Origin of the sequence: Candidatus Poriferisocius sp., from assembly GCF_965208475.1 — a bacterium.
In the GTDB taxonomy this organism is placed as follows: domain Bacteria; phylum Actinomycetota; class Acidimicrobiia; order Acidimicrobiales; family Bin134; genus Poriferisocius.
In genome coordinates this window covers 1,353,939-1,374,019 of sequence record NZ_OZ242338.1, presented here as the reverse complement: position 1 = coordinate 1,374,019, position 20,081 = coordinate 1,353,939, and the positions used below count along the sequence as shown (strand labels likewise).

Below are 20,081 nucleotides of genomic sequence, written 5' to 3'. Positions count from 1 at the left end.
CCCACCGCTGGCCGACCGGGCTCAGAGCTCGTCCAGCAGGGCTCTGAGGCAGTCGCTGGAGGGGTTCTCCAGCCAGAAGGGGTTGTCGGCGGGCATCTCGCCCCGCAACACGGTGCGGTTCATCACCCTCACCACGATGGCGGTGTAGCGGGCCGCGGCGAAGACCTCGTACCAGGTGGTGTCTCCTGGGTCATGGCCCGCGTGGGCGGCATACAGATCACGCTGTTCGGCCCGGGTGGGCTCGCCCTCAAGGCGGGGCTGGTCGCCCATGTGCTCATGCGACCACCGGTCGAACATGAGCCACCACCCCAGGTCGACCAGCGGCGAGGCGATGCAGGCCGCCTCGAAGTCGGTGACACAGGCCGGCTCGAAGTCCTGCCAGATGATGTTGCCGGGACGACCGTCGCCCCAGTTCAGGCACAGCCCGTCGTTGGAGGGCATGTTCTCGTGCAGGTAGGCGAACCCGGCCTCCAGCACCGGGTGGTCTCGGCCGTTCAGCTCCCGGTTGGCATAGTCCTGCCAGATCCGCACCTGGGTGCCGGTGCCCGGCCGGGCACCGGTGGCCACCAGCCAACCGAGATCGGCCGCCTCCCAATCGATGGCGTGGATCTGGGCCAGGGTCCGCAGCCCCCGGTCCACCAGATGGCGGCGCTGTTCCGGCCGAGCATCGAAGAAGAAGCCCGCACTGGTGTAGATGGGATCTTCCCGGGGGATGTCGCCGTCCACAAAACCCATTACGAAGAACGGCCCGCCGAGCACAGAGTCGTCGGCTTCGTACCCGATCAGCGGCGCGATGGGGGCGTTGCTGTGGTCGGCTACCGCGGCCATGACACGGTATTGGATGTCCACTTCCACATCCAGCTCTCCAGGGGCCTGCTGGGGGTACACCGGCGGCTCGGGCAGCTCTCGGCGGACCACGTAGCGCTCGACAGCCGGACCAGCGCCCCGATCCACGGAGGCGTCGAACAGCAGCGTCTCCGCCGAATATCCCCCCGACGGCGCCTCGAAGGGGCCGACGTCCACACTGGAAGCCCCCAGCCGTGGGGCCAGCCATCGGGCCAGCGGTTCTCGCAGCTCGGATCGGTCGTTGCGCAATCCCAGGATGTCTGGGCCGGAATCGCTCATTGACCGACTAGTTGTATTCCTCGGCTCGGGGAACCTCGTATAGCGGGTCGGGTGTCATCTCCAGGGGGCCGCCGTGCTCGATCCGCTGGCGGGTGCTGCGGTGCAGCGGGTCTTTGTCCAGTTTGGGGATCACATGGGTGCCGAAGAGGCGGATGGTCTCCAAGACGTGCTCGTGGTCGAGTTGGATGGGGAAGCCGAACGACACCTGATCGCAGCCGATCTCGTCGTAGCGCTTCACCTGCTCCAGCACCTCGTCGGGGTCGCCGCACAGCAAGAAACCGGCTTCGATGCGCTCCTCCACATCCTCCAGCGTGGGCTCGGGAACCAGCTCGGGATAGGTCGGCAGGCCCTCGGGCTTGGGGAAGGTGTCGTGGTACTTGAACACCAGCGACTGGAGGTAGCTGAGCTGCATCTGCTCGACCACCAGCCGGCGGGCCTGCTGCCCGTCTTCCAGGCACACCAGGCCGTTGGCGATCATCACGTTGTCGTTCACGTACTCGCCCGCGGGCTCGGCGGATGCGATGGCGCTCTTGTAGGCCTCCACATGGGGGGCCATGTCGTAGATGGCCGACACGTTGAATCCCAGCACGCCGAGGCCGTGACGGGCGGCCTTCTCGTAGGTGGGGGTGTTGCCCGCCGCCACCCACATGGGCGGATGCGAGTGGCAGTAGGGCTTGGGCAGCACATTGAATGTGCCCCAGGTGCCGGTGTCGGGGGTCTGGAAGGCGGCGCCGTCGGGGTGGGAGTAGGCGGTGCTGCCCCAGATCTTCTTGAACTCCCAGATCACCTCGTCCCAGTTGGCCTTGGTGTTGGACGGGTCGAGGCCGAAGCCGCCGATCTCGTGGCTGCCCGCCCCCCGGCCGGTGCCGAACTCGAAGCGCCCCTTGCTCATGTGGTCGAGCATGGCCACCCGCTCGGCCAGCTTGATGGGGTGGTTCACGATCGGATTGAGATTGAAGATGCCCGACCCCATGTGGATCTGGGAGGTCTGGGCGAAGGAGTAGGCCATGAACACCTCGCTGGCCGAGGTGTGGGAGTAGTCCTCCAGGAAGTGGTGTTCGCTCACCCACACGTACTTCCAGTTGTGCTGGTCGGCTACCCGCACGATCTCCAGTTCGTTCTCAAAGGACTGATGCTCCCAGAAGGGGCTCCGAGCCCCGCCCCGGCGAGGCGATCCCTGCAAGAAAATGGCGAACTCCACGGTGGTCCTCCCGCTATTGCCTTTGCTGCTTGGGCCCGCAGACTACTTCTCGCGGGGTCGAAATTGCCCACCGTCGGCAATCAGCCGCCCACATTCAGCACCACTCGGCCGATCACTTTGCGAGACTCGAGGGCGCTCATGGCCTCGGGCAGTTCCTCGAACGGGTAGGTGGCGGTGACCACCGACCGAATGCTGCCGGCATCCCACAGGGCGCTCAGCTCAGCATGGTCGGCCAGCCGCTCCTGTCGGCTGTAGCGCGACGGGATGGCCCCCACCACCGAGTAGTTGCGCTGCACCATGTGGCGAACATTCACCGGCGCCCACTCGCCGCTGGCGAACCCGATGAGCACGATGCGGGCGTCGCGGGCCACGCATCGGGAGGCCGCGGTATAGGCGTCGCCCCCCACCGGGTCGTACACCACGTTGACCCCTCGCCCGTCGGTCAGATCCATGACCGCGGCGGCGATGTCGCCAGCCCGGTGGTCCACGGTCTGGTGGGCGCCGAAGGCGGCCGCCACCTCGCAGCGCTCCGGCCCGCCGGCCACCCCGATCACCCTCGCTCCCCGCGCCGCGCCCAGCGAGCAGGCGGCCGCCCCGGTGCCCCCGGCCGCGCCCAGCACCAGCAGCGTTTCGGCCGGCGCCAGCCCGCCCCGGCGGACGAGGCCGATCCAGGCGGTGTGGTAGGGGATCAGGAATCCGGCCGCGGCGGCGTCGTCCATGGAGTCGGGCACCGTGAACGCGGAGGCGCCCAGTCCGAGGCAGCGCTCGGCGAAACCGCCGTCGCCGGTCTGGAAGGAGGTGACGGCCATGACCCGCTGGCCGGGTTCCAGGGCTACTCCGTCGCCCGCCTCGACGACGGTCCCGCACACCTCTTGGCCGAGGGTGAACGATCCCTCCGAAGGGCCCAGCGGATACACCCCCCGGCACATGAACACATCGGGTAGGCCGACGCCCACTGCCCCCACCTCCATCGAAAACGTCCCCTCCCCGGGGTCGGGGGCGTCCCTGCCGGTCAGCCGCAGCACCTCTTCCGGTGCACCCGATCCCTCAACCACCCAAGCTCGCATCCGTCTAGCTTTCCCCACCTGGACCGCAAAGTGCGAAGCTAACCCCATGGCCGATCGCTACGGGTTGGAAACCATCGCCACCGAAATCGACTCCTCCGGAGTGCTCACCGCCACCTTGAACCGGCCTGACCGGGGCAATGGCCTCGACAAGCAGATGCACCTCGACCTGCGAGACCTGTACCGCCGCATCGCCGCCGACGCCGGTGTGCGGGCGGTGGTGCTCACCGGCGCGGGCCGGTCGTTCTGCGTCGGCGCCGATTTCGCCGTGATGGAGGAGAACCTGGAAACCGGCTATCCCGAAGGCCGCCCCGACCTGCTCGACGACGGCATCGACATCGCCCGGGGCGCGCTTCGGGTTCGCCAGCCGATGGTGGCTGCGGTCAACGGCCACGCCATCGGGCTGGGCGCGTCGCTGGCCTTGTTCTGCGACATCGTCTACCTGAGCGACGCCGCCCGCATCGGCGACCCCCATGTGAATGCCGGACTGGTGTCCGGCGACGGGGGAGCGGTGCTGTGGCCGCTTTTGGTGGGGCTCAACCGGGCCAAGGAGCTGCTCATGACCGGCGACCTGCTCGACGCCGCTCAGGCCGAGCGCTTCGGGCTGGTCAACCATGTGGTAGCCGCCGACGAGGTGCTGTCGGCGGCGGTCGCCATGGCCCGGCGGCTGGCCGCCGGTCCCCGCCACGCCATCGAGTTCAACAAGCGGCTGTGCAACAAGGAGCTGGAAGACCGGGTGAACCGCCTGTACGACTTGGCCTTCGCGCTAGAGGCCATCACCTTCGACACCGACGACCACCGGGAGGCGGTGGATGCCTTCTTGAACAAGCGCACCCCGGACTTCAACCGCGGCGAAAAGGGCTGACCGTGGCCAACCACAAGCTCTACATCCACGAGTTCATCGACATCATCGGCCAGAACCGGGCCAACTACATGCACCACATGACGGCCAACTGGTCGCCCATAGCCCAAGACGAGCGGCACCAGCTCTGCTACGGGGTTTGGGGCATCGTGGGCACCACCAGGGGTTGGCCCCAGGTGCTGAACCTGTGGGAGGAAGACGGCTGGGACGCCATGGCCACCTCGTTCCGCCACGAATGCCAGGGCGCCGGCATGCAAGACCCCAAGCTGGCCAAGTGGTGGTCCCAGGCGGCCGACTACCGCCGCTCGGGCACCGACCGGCTGCTGGTGCCCGCCCCCTGGACCAGGACTATTGAAGAACTATGCGCCGACGGGGTGACCGGCGAGTGCTACGCCCACGAGCAGGTGAGCCTCAAGCGGGGCGCGTCAGCCGAGTTCCTGGAGCGGGTGCGCACCGACGCCGTTGCCGCCTATGGCCCCTTCGGCTGGGAGCTGGCCGGCGCGTGGGAGACGGCCATGGTGGCCGACGATGAGGCATTCTTGCTGTGGGCCATCCCCACCTGGGAGGCCTGGGCCGCCTTCGAGAAGGCTCAGCGCGCCGACCCGGGCTTGGCCCGGTGGCAGGCCGGGATCAACCACCTAGTGGAAGGCTGGCACCGATTCCTGCTGGTCGACGCCCCCCTCAGCCCCTTCCGCACCAGCCGCCAACCCCACCGCAGCGACCGGATCGACTACGTGGATCTCTAGCGGATTCGGTGGTGCCAGCCAGGCCCGCATCAATCCCCAACTTGCGCACAGACGTTTCCCGCGCTTCCGCGGATATGGTGCCCAGGCAGACAATAGAGTGCTTGAACTTGTGGCAGAATATCGCTACATTTTCCTGTCATGAAGAGTTCGGTTTCTTCGATGGTCGATGAGGTGGTCGGATCATTGCCAGCGCACTCGTTTGTGTGTGCGAGAGACTTCGACGCGCCGCGAGGCGCGGTTGACACGGCCCTGTCGAGGTTGTGTGCATCTGGGGGGTTGGTGCGGGTTCGCAAGGGCTTGTACTGGAAGGGGGTCTCAACGCGGCTTGGGATGTCTCGTCCAACGGTGGGGGAGGTTGCCTTGGAGGTGGGTGGACCAGGATCAGGTCCGGCGGGAGTTGCTGCCGCTCATTGGCTCGGCCTGACCACGCAGGTGCCAGCGACATTTGAAGCCGCGGTTCCAACTCGGGTGCCCAAGGGATGGGAGGCCGTCCGTTTCAGCCAGCGGTCTTTGGGTCGGCTGCTGCGCGAACTGTGGCCCACCGAAGTGGCGTTGATCGAAGTTCTGCGGGCAGGCCCAGCAGTGGTCGAACACCCGTGGGCCGCGGTCGCCGTGGCTGTCGGAGGTCTCGTCGACCGCGGAGAGATGCGCCCGCGGTTGGTTGACGAGCAGATCGGCGATGAGCCTCACGTGGAGACGCGGCGGCGGTGGAGCGATCTGATCGGGTCCACACCGCCGTTGGCTATGAGCTTGACCATATGAGGTGGCGACTCCGCGAAGACCCGGGGGCCGTGGGGATCGCAGCATCGGTGATTGAAGAGAGCACGGGTATCCCTGCTGCTCATGTGGAAAAGGACTTTTGGGTCACCGAGGCCTTGCGGGCTGCGGCTGCGCGGGCCGCCAGTGAGAAGACCACGATTGTATTCAAGGGCGGGACGAGCCTGTCGAAGGCCCACCGCCTGATCCGTCGATTCTCTGAAGACATTGACCTGTTAGTCGTGGTTCCGGGAGATTCGAAAGATGCCGCCGACCGATGCTTGAAGGCCATTACGGCGGCAGTCGGCAAGGCTCTTGGGGTCGAGGGAGCCGTTGACGCCACTACTGCTACGAAGGGTCGCAAGCGGACGACCTGCTTTGAGTATCCGGTCAGGCACCGCCAAGGCGGCTTGCGTCCTAGTGTCCTCTTGGAGTTGGGCGCGCGGGGCGGCACGCTTCCCGCAGAAGCGATGACTATCGGCTCGCTCATTGCCGAAAACGGCCGCGACGTGGGTCTTGACATGGGATTTGAAGAGGCGGCTTCGTTCCAGATACGAGTACTTCACACTGCCCGGACTTTGGTAGAGAAGTTGATGATTCTCCACCATGCCGCCGTGCTGGGCGACAGGGCGGAACGGATCCGTCTTGCACGCCACTACTACGACGTCTGGTGCCTCCTTAATGACGCCTCCACGTTGTCGGCTCTCACAGTTTGGCCGTGCGACGCCCTTGCACGAGAGGTAGAGACGTTTACCATTGCTGCCGGCTTGGACACGTCGCCACGACCATCTGGCGGGTTTGGTGCGTCTCCCGCCTTTTCTGCAAGAACACGCGCAGTGCGAGAGGCATACCAACGACAGGTGCTCGACCAGCTTGTGTGGGGCCCCGCCGAAGAGAAGCCAACGCTAGATGAGTGCTGTGACCTTGTCGTCGCTACCGGCACCAGCCTGTAGTTGAGCGTGGTGTGCTCTCAGCAAATTGGCTTGCGTCAAAGCAAGAGGGAACCTCGCTCCCAAGCCCGCTCTTATTGAGGATCGGAGGGCATTCCCAAGTGTTCCCACAAGTACGCGCAGGCTCCAATTACGAGTACTTGGGCAGTCTTATTCAGCTAGCTAGACCGCGATCTTGTACAGGTCGGCGGCGTTGTCTTGGAGCACCTTGCGGGCTACATCGTCGTCGACGTCGCTGAGGGCATCTGAGGCTTGTTCGAGGCCGTAGGGGTACAGGCAGGTGGGGTGGGGGAAGTCGGTCTCGAACAGCACGTTGTCGGGGCCGATCTGGTTGATGAGCAGGTCGGGGGACAGGTCCTCGAACCAGTAGCAGCCGAACATCTGGCGGCGGAAATACTCGCTGGGCCGCAGGCTGAACTTGGCCTGCACGTCAGTGCGGAGCTGGTCCATCTGATAGTCCAGCGACTCCAGCACGAACGGGATCCAGCCGATGCCCGACTCCACCGACACGATCTTGAGCATCGGGTGCCGCTCCAGCACGCCGGAGAAGATCAGGTTGGCCAGCACCCGGGCGTTGGTCAGATACATCATGGCTGAGCCGATGGCCAGCTTCTGATCGTCGCCCTGCGACGGCCACGGCGAGGTGCCGAACCAGCCCATCGAGCTCTCGCTGGCCCCGATGTGGAAGTTCACCGGCAGCTCGTGGTCGCAGCAGAACTCCCAAAGCGGCCGCCACGGCTCCTCGCCCAGATCGGGCAGCCCCCGCAGCTGCGGATCGCTGCACATCACGATGCCCCGCAGGCCCAGGCCCACGATGCGCTCGGCCTCGGCCAGCGAACCGTCTATGTCCCACCACGGGATCAGCCCCATTGGGAACAGCCGCTCTCCGGAGCTCTCCTGGATCTCGGCCATGGCGTCGTTGTACACCGACACGCACAGCCGCTTGAGTTCCACGTCCTCGATCTGGCCGAACTTCTGGCTGCCGAAGCCGGCCAGGTTGGGATAGATGATCTGGGCGTGGATGCCGAGCTCATCCATGACCTCCACTCGGGCGTCCATGTCATAGGCCCCGGGGTGGATTTCGTCGATGGTCCAGCCGAAGAAGTCGGTGCCCAACGCCTTGCTGCCGTCGGGGCGCACCACGCCGCTGGCGGTGGCGAAGCCCAGCGGCTCCCCGTCGAGGATCCAGTGGGGCCGTCCGTCCACATCGGCGACCCTCGGCAGCCGGTCGGCGTAGGCCGCTGGCGCCCGGCTGCTCCACAGGTCGTGGGGCTCGGTCAAATGCGTGTCGACGTCGATTACTCGAAGCTGATCTCGGGTTGCGGTCATGGTTTAGTTTGGCACGATTTTGGTTTGGTTGGCTTGGTGGCGGGTTCTGTCTTGTGGAGCGAACCGGCGGGGCGGCGGGCTGGTTTTGACGGGGTCGTGGTGGCGGGGCCTGTCCCGGCCCAGCCCGCCGTCCTCGCAGAGCTGCGGGCGGCGGGCGCCCTGAGCCGGGCCACCCACCACCACGACCCATATGTTTGGCCCGCCGCCCCGCCTACCGGCATAGCCCGAGCAATCGACTGGTTGTTGTTGGTTAGGGGGTTGCTCCGTCGGATAGGTAAGCGCGGGCCACCTTTAACACTTTGTTAGCTAGGGGGCCGGTGGCGATTAGGTCGGAGTCTTTGGGATTCATGCGGCGGGTGGATACTCGGCACCAGTGGCTGGCTGGGCCGGTGATGGATTGGGGCGCGTGGGGTTCGCCGTAGGTCCATGTATCGCCCGACGGGGAGGTCAGGTCCAGGCGGAGCTCTGACAGGAGGGCCGGGGGAGTTACTCCTTGGCTTTGGAAGGCGTAGGGGAGGGCTCGATAGCCGATGTGGGCCACATGGCGGAGACGGTCGGTGTCCGTCGGCTCGATGCCCGCGGTGGTGAAGCAGTCGAGGCCGTGGGCCCAGGTCTCCATGAGCCGGGCGGTGGCGAAGGAGCGGCAGGTCATGGGGCCGTTGCCCCAGATCACGGGGGCCTTGGCATCGAGAACGGCCATTGCCTCAAAGCTGGCTGCCCGAGATGACCGCCAGTTGTCCAGCGCTTCGGTCGGATCGTCGGGCAGGGGGCGGTCGGGCCAGCGGCCGGTGGGGGAGAACACTTGATCGCTGTGGCCGGTAAGCGCCAGCAAGGCGGCATCCTCGCTCACATCGAGGTGGTGGATCTGGTGGGCCAGCGTCCACCCCGGCGACGGCGTTGGTTTGGCCCACATTTCCGGTGACAGGGACGCAACCAGGTCGTCCAACACCTGATGCTCCGCGGCGAGGTCCTCCAACAACACGTCGTCCATGCAACGAATGTACTGATCGAGGTTGGGGGTTGCCCGGCAGCGGTCGGGCCAACGAATGTACTGATCGAGGCAGGCCACTAGAGTGGCGCAGGTCGAATAGTACAGGGGGAAATAATCGGGTGGGCGAGTTCATCAATTTGCTAGTGAGCGGGGCCATTACCGGTGCCATCTACTCGCTGATCGCCGCTGGGCTCACGCTCAGCTACACCTCAACCGGCATTTTCAACCTGGCCTACGGGGGGATCGCCTACACCTCGGCGGTGCTCTATTTTCAACTCATCAATGCCCTGGGCATCGAGAGCCTGGGTATGCGGCTGCTGTCGTTCTTCCTCGTAGTGGTGGTGTTCTGCCCGCTGCTGGGCCAGCTTCTGAACGTGGCGGTATTCCGGCCCCTAGCCCGGGCCAACGACGCGGCCAAGGTCATGGCCACCATCGGGATTCTGGTGGCCTTGCCCGCGCTCACCGACTTGATCGTCGACTTGGGCACCAAGACGTGGAATTGGGGTCTCCGGAGCACCGACTATGTATTCCTCACTCCCGGGGTGTGGAAGGTGCCCAGCGAGACTTATACCTACCGACCCCTGGGCAGTTTCGATCTGCGCATCACCAGCAACCAGTATGCGGTGCTGGTGGTGGCGGTGGTTGTCGCGGTGGCGCTGTGGGCGCTGATGCGCCACACCCGCCTTGGCCTTCAGATGCGGGCGGCGGTGGACCGCCCCGACCTGGCTGGATTGCGGGGGGTCAGCGAGTCATTCACCTCGTCGGCCGCCTGGATCATCGGCACCATGCTGGCCGGGCTGGCCGGAGTGGTCGGCGCCCCGGTGTTCAACTCGCTCGATTCCAATCAGTACAACGTGTTCATGTTCATCGCCACCGCGGCCGCGGTGGTGGGCGGACTTCGATCCATACCGCTGGCGTTTGCCGGTGGCGTGGCCTTGGGAGTGGTCACCAGCTGGGTGGGCAAGTACGCCACTTTCGCCCAGGACATCCGCGGCTTCAAGAACTCAGTGCCGTTTGTGGTGCTGTTGGTTGGACTGCTATTCATGGCCCGGGAGCGCACCCGCCGCAGCGGGGTGGTGGCCGACGCCCCCCCCGCAACCGACTACACCAGCGACCTCCCCGCGTGGCGGGTGCGCCTGCCCTGGGTGCTGGGCGCGGCGTTCATCGTGCTTCAGGTCTTCGTGTTCGCCGACCAGTTCTGGCTGGGACTGTGGGTCACGGGCCTGGCCTTTGGCTTGGTGTTCATGTCCTGGGTGCTGCTCACCGGCCTTGGCGGCATGGTCAGCCTGGCCCAAGCCGCATTCGTGACCATGGCCGCCATGACCGCCGGCCTGATCTTGGACAAGACCGGGCTGCCGTTCATTCCCGCGCTGGTCGTGGGCGTGATAATCGCCGGAGTGCTTGGAGTCATCGTGGCCCTTCCCGCTCTGCGGTTGGGCGGCTTGCCGCTGGCCCTGGCCACCCTGGCGATGGCCTTCATGAGCGAGCGGGTGCTGTTCGAGTGGAGCTGGTTCAAAAACGGCCAAGGCACCAAAGGGTGGGACATCCCCCGCCCCGAGCTGGGCCCTTTCGACTTCGAGGATGAGAAATCCCTTGCGGTGCTGCTGGTGATTCTGGTGCTGGCCGCGGCCTGGTTGGTGCGGAACCTCCAGCGCTCGGTCACCGGTCGGGCCATCATCGCGGTGCGCAACTCCGAGCCCGCCGCGGCCACCTCGGGCCACTCGGTGGTCCGCACCAAGCTGGCGGTGTTTGCCCTCTCCGCGCTGTTGGCCGGGTTCGGCGGGGTGTTCTTCGCCACGTTCATCGGCAATGTGACCCCGTTCACTGCGACTACTCAAGCCGGGCTGTTCTGGCTGGCCGTGGTGATCTTGGTCGGTATCCGCCGGCCCGGCGCCGCGGTCATGGCCGGCATCATGGTGGCGGCCAGCGGCCACACATTCGGCACCGGTTGGCACTGGGAGTGGATGGAGTCGTGGCACGTTGTGCTGGTGGCGTCGGTTTTCGGGGCGGCGGCGGTGGCCACCGCTATCCGGGATCGCCAAGTCGGGCTGCCGTTCTCGCCCCCCATACTCGGCGTGTTGGCGGTACTGGCCTTCATCTGCCTGGCCCGGGTGTACTCCTGGTACCCCATCGACTGGGACGGGTTCGACCAGTACGACGAGGCCCGCAACATCACCGCCTTCATGTTCGGCCTCGGCGCCATGCAACTTGCCCGCGAGCCTGATGGAATATTGGCGTTCACCGCCGCGCAGAACCGAGCCCGCCGCGACGCCTGGCGCAGGCGGATCGCGGCTTGGAGTGCGGGAGGATTCGACGGCAAGCGGGCCCCAGTAGCTGCCACTGCACCGGCCGCGGTCATGGTCGCCTCCGAGCCTTCCGAGATTCCTGAGTCAGCCGAGCCATCGGGCGACCAGTACGTTGGCGACCATCCGCCGGCGTTGGAGTTGGTTGACGTGCGGGCCAGCTACGGGTTGGTGGAGGCCCTCCACGGGATCAACCTGTCTGTTCCCCGCGGCGAGATCACTGCCCTTTTGGGACCCAACGGCGCGGGCAAGTCCACCACCTGTGCGGTGGCATCGGGCCTGCTGGCCGCCACCCATGGCGCGATTCGATTGGACGGAGAAGACATCACCGGCTTGCGAAGTCATCGCCGGGCCCGTCGGGGCGTGGTGTTGGCCCCCGAGGCCCGGGGCATCTTCAGCGGCCTGACCGTGCGCGAGAACTTGCAGCTCTGGCTGCCCGACCCCGCCGACCGGGAGCTGTGCTGCGATCGGTTCCCCATCCTGGGGGAGCGCCAGAACCAGCTTGCCGGCAACTTGTCGGGGGGAGAGCAGCAGATCCTCACCCTGGCGCCGCTGTTGGCCCATCCCCCCGAGGTGCTGATCGCCGACGAGCCTTCGCTGGGGCTGGCCCCGTTGATCGTCAATCAGATCCTCGAGCTGTTCGTTGAGTTCAAGGAGCGGGGCGTGGCTCTGCTGTTGGTGGAGGAGAAGGCCCGCGACGTGCTGGAGATAGCCGACTCGGTGGCGTTCATCAGCTTGGGCCACATCACTTGGCACGGCCCCCGCTCCGAAGTGGACCACGACCAGCTCGACGCTGCCTACCTCGGAGAATCAACTTCTTCTTGACACCGGCCCAGCGAGGGTGACAGCCGCGAGCCTCTGTCCTACTATGTCGGAAGCCCAACATTCGGAGGGGGACATGAAGAAATCCTTGCTGTACAAGCTTCTCGCGCTCTTGGCTGCATTCACGTTGGTGGTAGCCGCTTGCGGCAACGACGATGACGACGGCGATGGGGCTGCCCAGCCCCCGGCACCCGCGGCCGAAGACGAGCCGATGGACGATGACGAGTCGATGGACGATGAAGAGCCCATGGACGATGAGCCGATGGACGATGAAGAGCCCATGGACGATGAGCCGATGGACGATGAAGAGCCGATGGACGATGAGTCGATGGACGACGGTGAGATGGCAACCTCTCGCACTTGGGGCGCATTTTCCTACGAGGTTGACTTCGAGCCCTCCACCCGGGGTGTAAGCGACGACACTGTGCGCCTCGGTGCGATGACCCAGGATGCGCTCTACGGCGGATTCACTGACGGCATTAATGCCCGCCTCGGACGGGCCAACCGCGACGGGGAGCTGCCCGGCGGTCGGCAGGTCGAGTTGGTCCAGTACGTGGACGACGGCAGCGATCCGCAGGCCAACTTCGAGGGGGCCCGCAGCATGGTGGAGAACGACGAGGTCTTCGGCATCATGGTCACCTCGGCGGTTTCGCTTCCCCAGACCACCGACTACCTGGCCGAGAACCAGGTGCCGTTCACCGGCTGGGGATTCATGCCCGGCTTCTGCGCTCCCAACGACTGGGGCTTCGGGTTCAACGGCTGCCTTAGCGGCTTTGCCTTCGGGGTCGAGGGTGCTGATCCCCTCGTGTCGGTCCAGAACATCTGGTACGACTTCTTCGGCACAGAGGACATAGTGGTCGGCATCTTCAACAGCGATGACGACGCCGGACGCGCCGGCCATGCGCTGTACGAAACCCTGTGGGCCGGCAAGCTGGCCTTCAACGATTTCGTGCCCACCCAGACCGCAGGGGGCATCACCGATCCCACCCGATTCGTGAACACAGTGCTAGAGCACGAGCCCGACTTGGTGATTCTCTCCACCGACTTCGCCGGTGCCATCACCCTCAAGGCGACTATCGCCGCTTCGGGATATGAGGGCCCGGTGGCTGATTACCTGACCTACGTTCCCGGCCTCCCCGGGTCCAGCCCCGACTTGGGCCAGGCTTTGGAAGGCGGCTACGCCGTGACCCAGGTGCCCCCGATAGACGACTCCGAGCCGGCCATCCAGCAGCTTCTGGCCGACTATGAAGAAGTCGGGGCCTTCCCCGGCTTCGGCAGCCTGGTGGGCTATTGGTCGGCTGACCTGATGATCCAGATGATCGCCGCCGCGGGCGAGGATCTGAATACCGCCAGCTTCTACCAGGCGGTCAACATCGACGGCTTCGAGACCACCCAGCAGTCCGGCGCCCTCGGCCCGGTGAAGTGGCCGGCCGACCACGTGGTCGCCCCTGACTGCACCGGCATGGTGCAAGTGGTGGATGCCGACTACGTGGTGGCTCACCCGTTCGTCTGTTACGGCGACCCCGGCCGCTAATCCATCTGAGTCAATAAAGACTGTGCCGTGCCCGATCGGCTGCCCCACCGGCGGCGGGTCGGGCACGGCCGCGTCTGCGGCTTCTAGTCGGCGATGACCGGCGGGCCGCTGGACGGCATTCGGGTGGTGGACCTCACCCGGATCTTCTCCGGGCCGATCTGCGGACGGGTGCTGGCCGACCTGGGCGCCGACGTCATCAAAGTGGAGCCCCCCACCGGCGACCTAACCCGGCCGGTCCCGCCGGTGGACTCCGACGGTATAGGGATCACGTTCAGCCACATGAACGCGGGCAAGCGCAACATCTGCGTCGACCTCAAGGCTGAAGGCGCCCCCGAGCTGGTGGCCGCGTTGGCCGATCGGGCCGATGTGCTGTTGGAGAACTACCGCCCCGGGGTCATGGCCCGTTACGGGCTGTCGTATGATGAGCTGTCGGCCCGCAACCCCCGGCTGGTGTTCTGCTCCATAACCGGATTCGGCCAGACCGGGCCGTGGACCCATCGCCGAGCCCACGCTCCCATGATGCACGCCGTGGCCGGCACCATAGAGCTGGCCGCTCGCCTCCGGGAGGCGGATCCCCTCCAGGAAATCCACCAGCACGGCGATCTCTACGCCGGGTTCATTTCGGTGTCCGCGGTGCTGGCCGCGCTCTACCAGCGAGAGCACACCGGCACCGGCCAGCACCTCGACATCGCTATGGCCGAGACTCTCGTCTACGCCAACGACCAGGCGGGCAACGACATTTCGGGCTACGACGGGCCGAGGGATTTCGACACTTGGAACTACGCCATCGCCCGCACCGCCGACGGCCAGGCGGTGTCGCTGATCGGCAATCCTGAAACCATGCTGCCCCGGTGGGTGGCCGCTCTGGGAGGCGATGCCGACGATTGCCCCGAACAACCCACCCGTGAAGAGGCATTGGCCGTGCTGCGAGGACTGGTGGCCGGTTTTTCAACCTACGAGGAATTGGCCGAAGTGGTGGAGCGCCAACCGCTGCCCGCGGCCCGCATCAGCTCGGTAGCGGAGCTAGCCGCAACCGATTGGGCCACCGACCGGGGACTCATAGCCGAAATACGCCCCGGCATCCCGGTGCCGGCCAAACCTTTCGCCATGAGCGGCGCCACCGTGGGAGTCACCCACCGATCTGCTCGACTGGGCGAGGACACCCGCTCGGTATTGGCCGACGATCTCGGCTTGGGCACCCACGAAATTGCCCAGCTCATCCACCAAGGCGCAGTCCGATCCGCCGACTAGCCGGCCAACTCCGTTGAGCCGAAAGCAGTGAATTAGGGTCGCAGCCATGTCCGAGGGATCGTGGGCCACTATCTGCGAGTTGGTTGACGACGCGGCCCGGCGGTTTCCCGAGCTGGAGGCCCTGGTGGACGGCGACGTGCGCTGGACCTTCCCCGAGCTGCGCGACCGCATTCGAGCCTCGGCCCGGGCGCTGATGGCCTCGGGAATCGAGCCCGGCGACCGGGTGGCAGTCTGGGCGCCCAACATCTGGGAATGGGTGGTGGCCGGGCTGGGGGTGCATTTGGCCGGGGGTGTGCTGGTTCCGGTGAACACCCGGTTCAAAGGCCGGGAGGCCGACTACATCCTCCAGCGATCCGGCGCTCGCATACTGTTCACCGTCACCGACTTCTTGGACACCGACTACGTGTCTTTGCTGCGGGCCGCCGATGGCGGCCAGAGCCTCGATGAGATCGTCGTGCTGCGGGGCACCGTGCCCAAGGGGACTACTGGGTTTGCCGAGTTCCTGAAGCGGGCCGAACAGGTGGCCGAGGCCGACGGCGACGCCCGAGCGGCAGCGGTGAGCGGCGACGACCTCTGCCACATCATGTTCACCTCGGGCACCACCGGCCTGCCCAAAGGGGCCATGCTCATCCACTCCGCCATCTGTCGGGGCTTCAACTCGTGGTGCGAGGTGATAGGGCTGCGGGCCGGCGACCGCTACCTGATCATCAACCCCTATTTTCACGCCTTCGGCCTCAACTCGGGCATCCTGGCCTGCCTCATGACCGGGGCCACCAACATCCCCCATGCGGTATTCGACGTCCCGCAGGTGATGGCCCGGGTTCCCGAGGAGCGCATCTCCATGCTCCCCGGACCGCCGGCCATCTACCAGACCATCCTCAACCACCCCGATTTGGACAGCTTCGACATGTCCACCCTGCGACTGGCGGTGACCGGGGCGGCCGCCATCCCCGTGGAGATGATCGTGCAGATGCGGGCCCGGCTGGGGTTCGAGACCATCGTCACCGGCTACGGGCTCACCGAGGCTTCGGGCATCGCCACCATGTGCCGCCACGACGACGACCCCGAGACCATCGCCCGCACTTCGGGCCGGGCAATCCCCGATGTGGAGGTGCGGGTGGTGTACGACGATGGCAACGAGGCGCCTCGGGGCGAGCCCGGCGAGATCGTGATTCGAGGCTACAACGTGATGCTCGGCTACCTCGACGACCCCGAGCAGACCGCAGAGGCCATCGACGACGACGGCTGGCTGCACACCGGAGACATCGGTGTTATGGATGCCCAGGGCAACATCGACATAACCGACCGCAAGAAGGACATGTTCATCGTGGGCGGGTTCAACGCCTATCCAGCCGAGATCGAGAACATCATGCTGGCCCACCCCCAGATCGGCCAGGTGGCGGTGATCGGGGTGCCCGACGATCGGCTCGGCGAGGTGGCGGTGGCCACCGTGGTGGCGGCCCCCGGCGCCGATCCCACTGAAGACGAGATTGTCTCCTGGTGCCGACAGGAGATGGCCAACTACAAGGTGCCCCGCAGAGTGGGGTTCGCCGACGCCCTCCCCCTCAACGCTTCGGGCAAAGTGCTGAAGTACGTGCTGCGCGAGCAAGCAGCCGCCGAGTGAACGCGCCGGACCCAAGCAGATCCCCCGACAGAGCCCTAGCCCTGTTCGCATGAACAGTTCGCGGGCAGGAGCAGTCTGGGTTGGGGTGGCCACTGGCTTTTTGTCGGGGCTGTTCGGTGTTGGAGGCGGGATACTCATGGTTCCCTGCTTGGTCTTGCTGTTGGGCATGGATCAGCGCCGGGCCCACGGCACCTCGCTGGGGGCCATGGTGCTCATCTCCGCATCCGCCCTCGGCGGGTTCCTGCTGGAAGGCTCGGTGGCCTGGCTGCCCGGCTTGTTCATCTTCGCCGGGTCCTCGGTGGGAGTCACAGTTGGCACCTCGCTGCTGAACAGCGTGCCCATCCGGATGCTGCGGATCGGGTTCGCCCTGCTGCTGTTGGCCACTGCGGCCCGCTTCTTGGCCGTCGCCCCCGAAACTGACGGCCACAGCGATATCACGGTGGGCCTGGCGCTTGCCTATGTCGCCTGCGGCCTGGCCACCGGACTGCTGTCGGGGACTATGGGGGTGGGTGGGGGGGTAATCATGATCCCGGCCATGATCCTGCTGTTCGGGTTCGTGGATGCCGCCGCCAAGGGCACCTCGCTCTTGGTGATCCTCCCCACTTCGATCATCGGCACCCTGCGCAACCGCCGAGGCGGCAACCTCGATGCCAGGACTGCCCTGGTCGTCGGCGCCTCTGGGGTGGCCTCGGCGTTCATCGGCGCACTCGGGGCCAGCGAGCTCAGTCCCCGGCTGTCGGCCTACCTGTTCGCCATCTTGCTCTTCGTCAGCGCGGTGCAGATGCTGCGCCATGCCAACGATGCTCTTCCGCCCGCAGAGGCAGTATGAGAAACCCGCTGCCGTCGATCCCCTGCGGCGATTGCAGGCCGCTTTGAGCCTTGAATCTGCGCAATTCCACAAGTTTTATGCCCGGCCAGTGGGGATGGGATAAGGTTGGCGTAGATGAGCGAATCCCAAATTGTGTGGCTGAATACCGAGACCGCGGCCAAGCGGCTGGGGATCACCACCAGAACTCTGTACCGGTTCATCAACGAGGGCGGCCTTCCCGCGTATCGAATGGGTCGGGTTATCCGGGTCCAACAGACCGATGTGGATAGATTCATCGAGCGCAGCCGCATCGAGCCCGGCACGCTGGGTCACTTGTACCCTGATCCCGTCTCCGCCAGCGATGACGACGCGAGCGGCGACGCAGATGCCAGCTCCTGAATGACCACCGCCGCGCCGGTCACCATAGACATTCCGCGCAACGGGCTCATGGCCACCCTGCTGGGTGAGCGCGACCAGCATCTCCGCCAGATCGAGCAGTCGTTTCCCGACGCCGACATCTTCGTGCGGGGGAACCGGATCACGGTGTCAGGCCAGGGCGCCGGCCAGGTGGCCGGCCTTTTCGACGAGATGGTCCAACTCGTGCAGGGCGGCCACCAGCTCGATGCCCGTATGCTGGGTCGGGCGATCCAGATGGCGGAAGCCGAGGAGAGCCTCTCCGGGGTGATGGACACCGATGTGCTGCGGTCGGGCCGGGGCCGGGTGATCCGCCCCCAGTCAGCGGGCCAGCGCAGCTATGTCGATGCCATGCGGGCCAACATCATCACCTTTGGCATCGGCCCGGCGGGCACCGGCAAGAGCTGGCTGGCGGTGGCCACCGCGGTGCGGGAGCTGAAGGCCCGCACCGTGGAGCGCATCATCTTGACCCGGCCGGCAGTGGAGGCGGGGGAGCGTCTGGGCTTTCTGCCCGGTGACATGATCGCCAAAGTCGATCCCTACCTGCGGCCGCTCTACGACGCCCTCTACGACATGCTCGACGCCGAGGAAGTGCAGTCCCTGGTCGACCGGGGGGTCATCGAGATCGCCCCGCTGGCCTACATGCGGGGCCGAACCCTCAACGACAGCTTCATCATCTTGGACGAGGCCCAGAACACCTCCCCCGAGCAGATGAAGATGTTCTTGACCCGTATCGGGTTCGGCTCCAGGGCGGTGGTGACCGGCGACGTGACCCAGGTGGATGTGGACCGGGGCCGCAGCGGGCTGGACTCCCTGGAGAAGATTCTGGGGGGAATCGACGGCCTGTCGTTCGTGCATCTGACCTCAAGGGATGTGGTGCGCCACCGCATCGTCGCCGACATCGTGAACGCCTATGAGCGGGCCCAGCAGTGAGGACCGACGGGGACACCGGCCCTAAACCCAGCGGGACCGCTTTTGATTCGGGGGTTGTGGTGGTGGACGTCCGCCAACAAGACCTGCTGGTGGACGAGGGCCGGTGGGCGGGGCTGATGCGCCGGGTTATGGCCGAAGAGCAGGTGGCGGCGCCCTGGGAGGCGGGTCTGGTGTTTGTGCCCGCCGACGAGATGGCCGCCGTCAACGCAGCCCGCCGGGGCATCGATCGGCCCACCGACGTGCTCGCCCTCGGCGTCGACGACGGCTGTGCTCTCCGGGCTCGCGATGAGCCCCGGCTGGTGGGCGACGTGGTGATCTGCGCGAAGGTGGCCGAGGCCAACGCCAAAGCCCGCAACCGGGCCGTCGATGACGAGATCGCCTTGCTGGTGGTTCATGGCACCCTGCACCTTCTGGGCTACGACCACGCCGACGACTTCGATGCTGAGAAGATGGAGCATCGCGAGCAGGAGCTGCTCGCCCTGTCATCGGCGTCGAGCTCGCCGGCCGGGTCACAATGAGCGGCCCCGGCCGAGCCAAGCCGCCGCGGCGACTGCTCCGAGCCGGCTGGCGGCGGGAGGCGCCGCAGGTGTCCGAGGAAGAGCTGCTGGCCGTGGCCGAGGCGGCCGAGGCGTCCGACGCCATCGAGCCCGAGGAGCGGGAGCTGATCGGGCAGATAATCGAGTTCGGCGACACAGTGGCCCGCGAGGTGATGGTGCCCCGAACCGACATGGTGGCGATGAGCGATCAGCTCACGGTGGAAGAGGCCATCGGCATCGCCATCGAGCACGGCTACAGCCGGGTCCCGGTGTACGCCGAGGGGATCGACGACGTGGTTGGGGTGGTCCACGCCAAAGACCTGATGCGGGCCGAGCGCGAACAGGGTGCCGGCGCCCCGGCGGTCGCGGTGGCTCGGGCCCCCCGCTTCGTGCCCGAGACCAAGCGCATCTCCCGTTTGCTGCGGGAGATGCAGGCTGAGAAGTTCCACATCGCCATCGTGGTGGACGAATACGGGGGCACCGCCGGAGTTGTCACGCTGGAAGACCTCATCGAGGAGTTGGTGGGCGAGATCGTCGACGAGTTCGACGTGGAGGAGCCCATGATCGAGCGAGTGGCGCCCGGAACGGTGCGGGTGAACGGGCGGGTGCCCATAGACGAGCTGAGCGAGGTGTTGGAGGCCCCGCTGCCCAACGGCGATTGGGACACCGTGGGCGGTCTGATCTTCAACACCCTGGGCCATGTGCCCGACGAGGGGGAGACGCTGGTGGTGGACGGCTGGGAGCTACTGGTGGAGCGGGTCACCGGTCGCCGCATCGCCCGGGTGGTCGTGAAGCCGGTTGCCGCCGCTTCTCCGACTTGATCTGAAGTTCA

General features: G+C 66.2%; 18 protein-coding genes. 13 read left to right on the top strand and 5 right to left on the bottom strand.

From position 1 onward, the window contains the following. Window positions 1-21 precede the first annotated feature (21 nt). From ACOGXA_RS06450 to ACOGXA_RS06440, 3 genes are all read right to left on the bottom strand, one after another. Window positions 22-1,125, bottom strand: a complete 1,104-nt coding sequence (locus ACOGXA_RS06450) for a phosphotransferase family protein (protein ID WP_419926450.1) — start codon at window positions 1,123-1,125, stop codon at window positions 22-24. Between the two features lie 7 nt (window positions 1,126-1,132). Next, a complete protein-coding gene (locus tag ACOGXA_RS06445) occupies window positions 1,133-2,326 on the bottom strand; it encodes an LLM class flavin-dependent oxidoreductase (protein WP_419926449.1) in 1,194 nt (397 codons plus the stop codon). A gap of 80 nt (window positions 2,327-2,406) precedes the next feature. Further along, window positions 2,407-3,393, bottom strand: coding sequence for an NADPH:quinone oxidoreductase family protein (locus ACOGXA_RS06440; RefSeq protein ID WP_419926448.1), 987 nt, complete (start codon window positions 3,391-3,393; stop codon window positions 2,407-2,409). A 46-nt stretch (window positions 3,394-3,439) separates the two neighbouring features. Here ACOGXA_RS06440 and ACOGXA_RS06435 point away from each other — a divergent pair, with 46 nt between their 5' ends. The 4 genes from ACOGXA_RS06435 (at window position 3,440) to ACOGXA_RS06420 (ending at window position 6,707) form a co-directional block, all read left to right on the top strand. Continuing rightward, on the top strand, window positions 3,440-4,255 hold the full coding sequence (locus ACOGXA_RS06435) for an enoyl-CoA hydratase/isomerase family protein (protein ID WP_419926447.1): 816 nt from the start codon (window positions 3,440-3,442) through the stop codon (window positions 4,253-4,255). Window positions 4,256-4,257: 2 nt separating this feature from the next. Continuing rightward, on the top strand, window positions 4,258-4,998 hold the full coding sequence (locus ACOGXA_RS06430; protein WP_419926446.1) for an NIPSNAP family containing protein: 741 nt from the start codon (window positions 4,258-4,260) through the stop codon (window positions 4,996-4,998). A 330-nt stretch (window positions 4,999-5,328) separates the two neighbouring features. Beyond that, complete coding sequence (locus ACOGXA_RS06425) at window positions 5,329-5,760, top strand: hypothetical protein (protein WP_419926445.1); 432 nt, start codon at window positions 5,329-5,331, stop codon at window positions 5,758-5,760. Window positions 5,761-5,807: 47 nt separating this feature from the next. Further along, entirely contained in the window at window positions 5,808-6,707 is a 900-nt protein-coding gene (locus tag ACOGXA_RS06420; RefSeq protein WP_419926444.1) for a nucleotidyl transferase AbiEii/AbiGii toxin family protein, read from the top strand. A 159-nt stretch (window positions 6,708-6,866) separates the two neighbouring features. Here the strand turns inward: ACOGXA_RS06420 and ACOGXA_RS06415 are convergent, their stop codons facing one another. Both ACOGXA_RS06415 and ACOGXA_RS06410 read right to left on the bottom strand, forming a co-directional pair. Further along, entirely contained in the window at window positions 6,867-8,033 is a 1,167-nt protein-coding gene (locus tag ACOGXA_RS06415) for an amidohydrolase family protein (RefSeq protein WP_419926443.1), read from the bottom strand. 250 nt (window positions 8,034-8,283) lie between these two features. After that, window positions 8,284-9,024, bottom strand: a complete 741-nt coding sequence (locus ACOGXA_RS06410) for a maleylpyruvate isomerase family mycothiol-dependent enzyme (RefSeq protein ID WP_419926442.1) — start codon at window positions 9,022-9,024, stop codon at window positions 8,284-8,286. Window positions 9,025-9,143: 119 nt separating this feature from the next. Between ACOGXA_RS06410 and ACOGXA_RS06405 the strand changes: the two genes are divergently transcribed. From ACOGXA_RS06405 to ACOGXA_RS06365, 9 genes are all read left to right on the top strand, one after another. After that, window positions 9,144-12,152 (top strand): ABC transporter permease subunit, encoded by a 3,009-nt coding sequence (locus ACOGXA_RS06405; protein ID WP_419926441.1) that lies wholly within the window; start codon window positions 9,144-9,146, stop codon window positions 12,150-12,152. A gap of 73 nt (window positions 12,153-12,225) precedes the next feature. Next, window positions 12,226-13,683, top strand: a complete 1,458-nt coding sequence (locus ACOGXA_RS06400) for an ABC transporter substrate-binding protein (RefSeq protein WP_419926440.1) — start codon at window positions 12,226-12,228, stop codon at window positions 13,681-13,683. Window positions 13,684-13,776: 93 nt separating this feature from the next. Beyond that, complete coding sequence (locus tag ACOGXA_RS06395; RefSeq protein WP_419926439.1) at window positions 13,777-14,934, top strand: CaiB/BaiF CoA transferase family protein; 1,158 nt, start codon at window positions 13,777-13,779, stop codon at window positions 14,932-14,934. Window positions 14,935-14,980: 46 nt separating this feature from the next. Further along, on the top strand, window positions 14,981-16,558 hold the full coding sequence (locus ACOGXA_RS06390) for a FadD3 family acyl-CoA ligase (RefSeq protein ID WP_419926438.1): 1,578 nt from the start codon (window positions 14,981-14,983) through the stop codon (window positions 16,556-16,558). 19 nt (window positions 16,559-16,577) lie between these two features. Beyond that, window positions 16,578-17,387: a sulfite exporter TauE/SafE family protein gene (locus ACOGXA_RS06385; RefSeq protein ID WP_419926945.1), complete on the top strand. Its 810-nt coding sequence runs from the start codon at window positions 16,578-16,580 to the stop codon at window positions 17,385-17,387. Window positions 17,388-17,501: 114 nt separating this feature from the next. Then, a complete protein-coding gene (locus tag ACOGXA_RS06380; RefSeq protein ID WP_419926437.1) occupies window positions 17,502-17,765 on the top strand; it encodes a helix-turn-helix domain-containing protein in 264 nt (87 codons plus the stop codon). After that, on the top strand, window positions 17,766-18,713 hold the full coding sequence (locus ACOGXA_RS06375; RefSeq protein ID WP_419926436.1) for a PhoH family protein: 948 nt from the start codon (window positions 17,766-17,768) through the stop codon (window positions 18,711-18,713). Continuing rightward, window positions 18,710-19,231, top strand: coding sequence for an rRNA maturation RNase YbeY (gene ybeY, locus ACOGXA_RS06370; protein WP_419926435.1), 522 nt, complete (start codon window positions 18,710-18,712; stop codon window positions 19,229-19,231). Before ACOGXA_RS06375 ends, ybeY begins: the two co-directional genes overlap by 4 nt. After that, window positions 19,228-20,070 carry a hemolysin family protein gene (locus tag ACOGXA_RS06365; protein WP_419926434.1) on the top strand — a complete coding sequence of 281 codons (843 nt, stop codon included), beginning with the start codon at window positions 19,228-19,230 and terminating at the stop codon, window positions 20,068-20,070. The genes ybeY and ACOGXA_RS06365 overlap by 4 nt, the downstream gene beginning before the upstream one ends. Window positions 20,071-20,081: the final 11 nt, after the last annotated feature.

What these genes read in the sequence shown, in the direction of transcription:
- ACOGXA_RS06390 (WP_419926438.1), top strand. Translation starts at nt 14,981, where the DNA reads ATGTCCGAGGGATCGTGGGCCACTATCTGCGAGTTGGTTGACGACGCG.
- ACOGXA_RS06440 (WP_419926448.1), bottom strand. Translation starts at nt 3,393, where the DNA reads ATGCGAGCTTGGGTGGTTGAGGGATCGGGTGCACCGGAAGAGGTGCTG.
- ACOGXA_RS06400 (WP_419926440.1), top strand. Translation starts at nt 12,226, where the DNA reads ATGAAGAAATCCTTGCTGTACAAGCTTCTCGCGCTCTTGGCTGCATTC.
- ACOGXA_RS06380 (WP_419926437.1), top strand. Translation starts at nt 17,502, where the DNA reads ATGAGCGAATCCCAAATTGTGTGGCTGAATACCGAGACCGCGGCCAAG.
- ACOGXA_RS06425 (WP_419926445.1), top strand. Translation starts at nt 5,329, where the DNA reads ATGTCTCGTCCAACGGTGGGGGAGGTTGCCTTGGAGGTGGGTGGACCA.
- ACOGXA_RS06435 (WP_419926447.1), top strand. Translation starts at nt 3,440, where the DNA reads ATGGCCGATCGCTACGGGTTGGAAACCATCGCCACCGAAATCGACTCC.
- ACOGXA_RS06450 (WP_419926450.1), bottom strand. Translation starts at nt 1,125, where the DNA reads ATGAGCGATTCCGGCCCAGACATCCTGGGATTGCGCAACGACCGATCC.
- ACOGXA_RS06395 (WP_419926439.1), top strand. Translation starts at nt 13,777, where the DNA reads ATGACCGGCGGGCCGCTGGACGGCATTCGGGTGGTGGACCTCACCCGG.
- ACOGXA_RS06415 (WP_419926443.1), bottom strand. Translation starts at nt 8,033, where the DNA reads ATGACCGCAACCCGAGATCAGCTTCGAGTAATCGACGTCGACACGCAT.
- ACOGXA_RS06410 (WP_419926442.1), bottom strand. Translation starts at nt 9,024, where the DNA reads ATGGACGACGTGTTGTTGGAGGACCTCGCCGCGGAGCATCAGGTGTTG.
- ACOGXA_RS06375 (WP_419926436.1), top strand. Translation starts at nt 17,766, where the DNA reads ATGACCACCGCCGCGCCGGTCACCATAGACATTCCGCGCAACGGGCTC.
- ACOGXA_RS06365 (WP_419926434.1), top strand. Translation starts at nt 19,228, where the DNA reads ATGAGCGGCCCCGGCCGAGCCAAGCCGCCGCGGCGACTGCTCCGAGCC.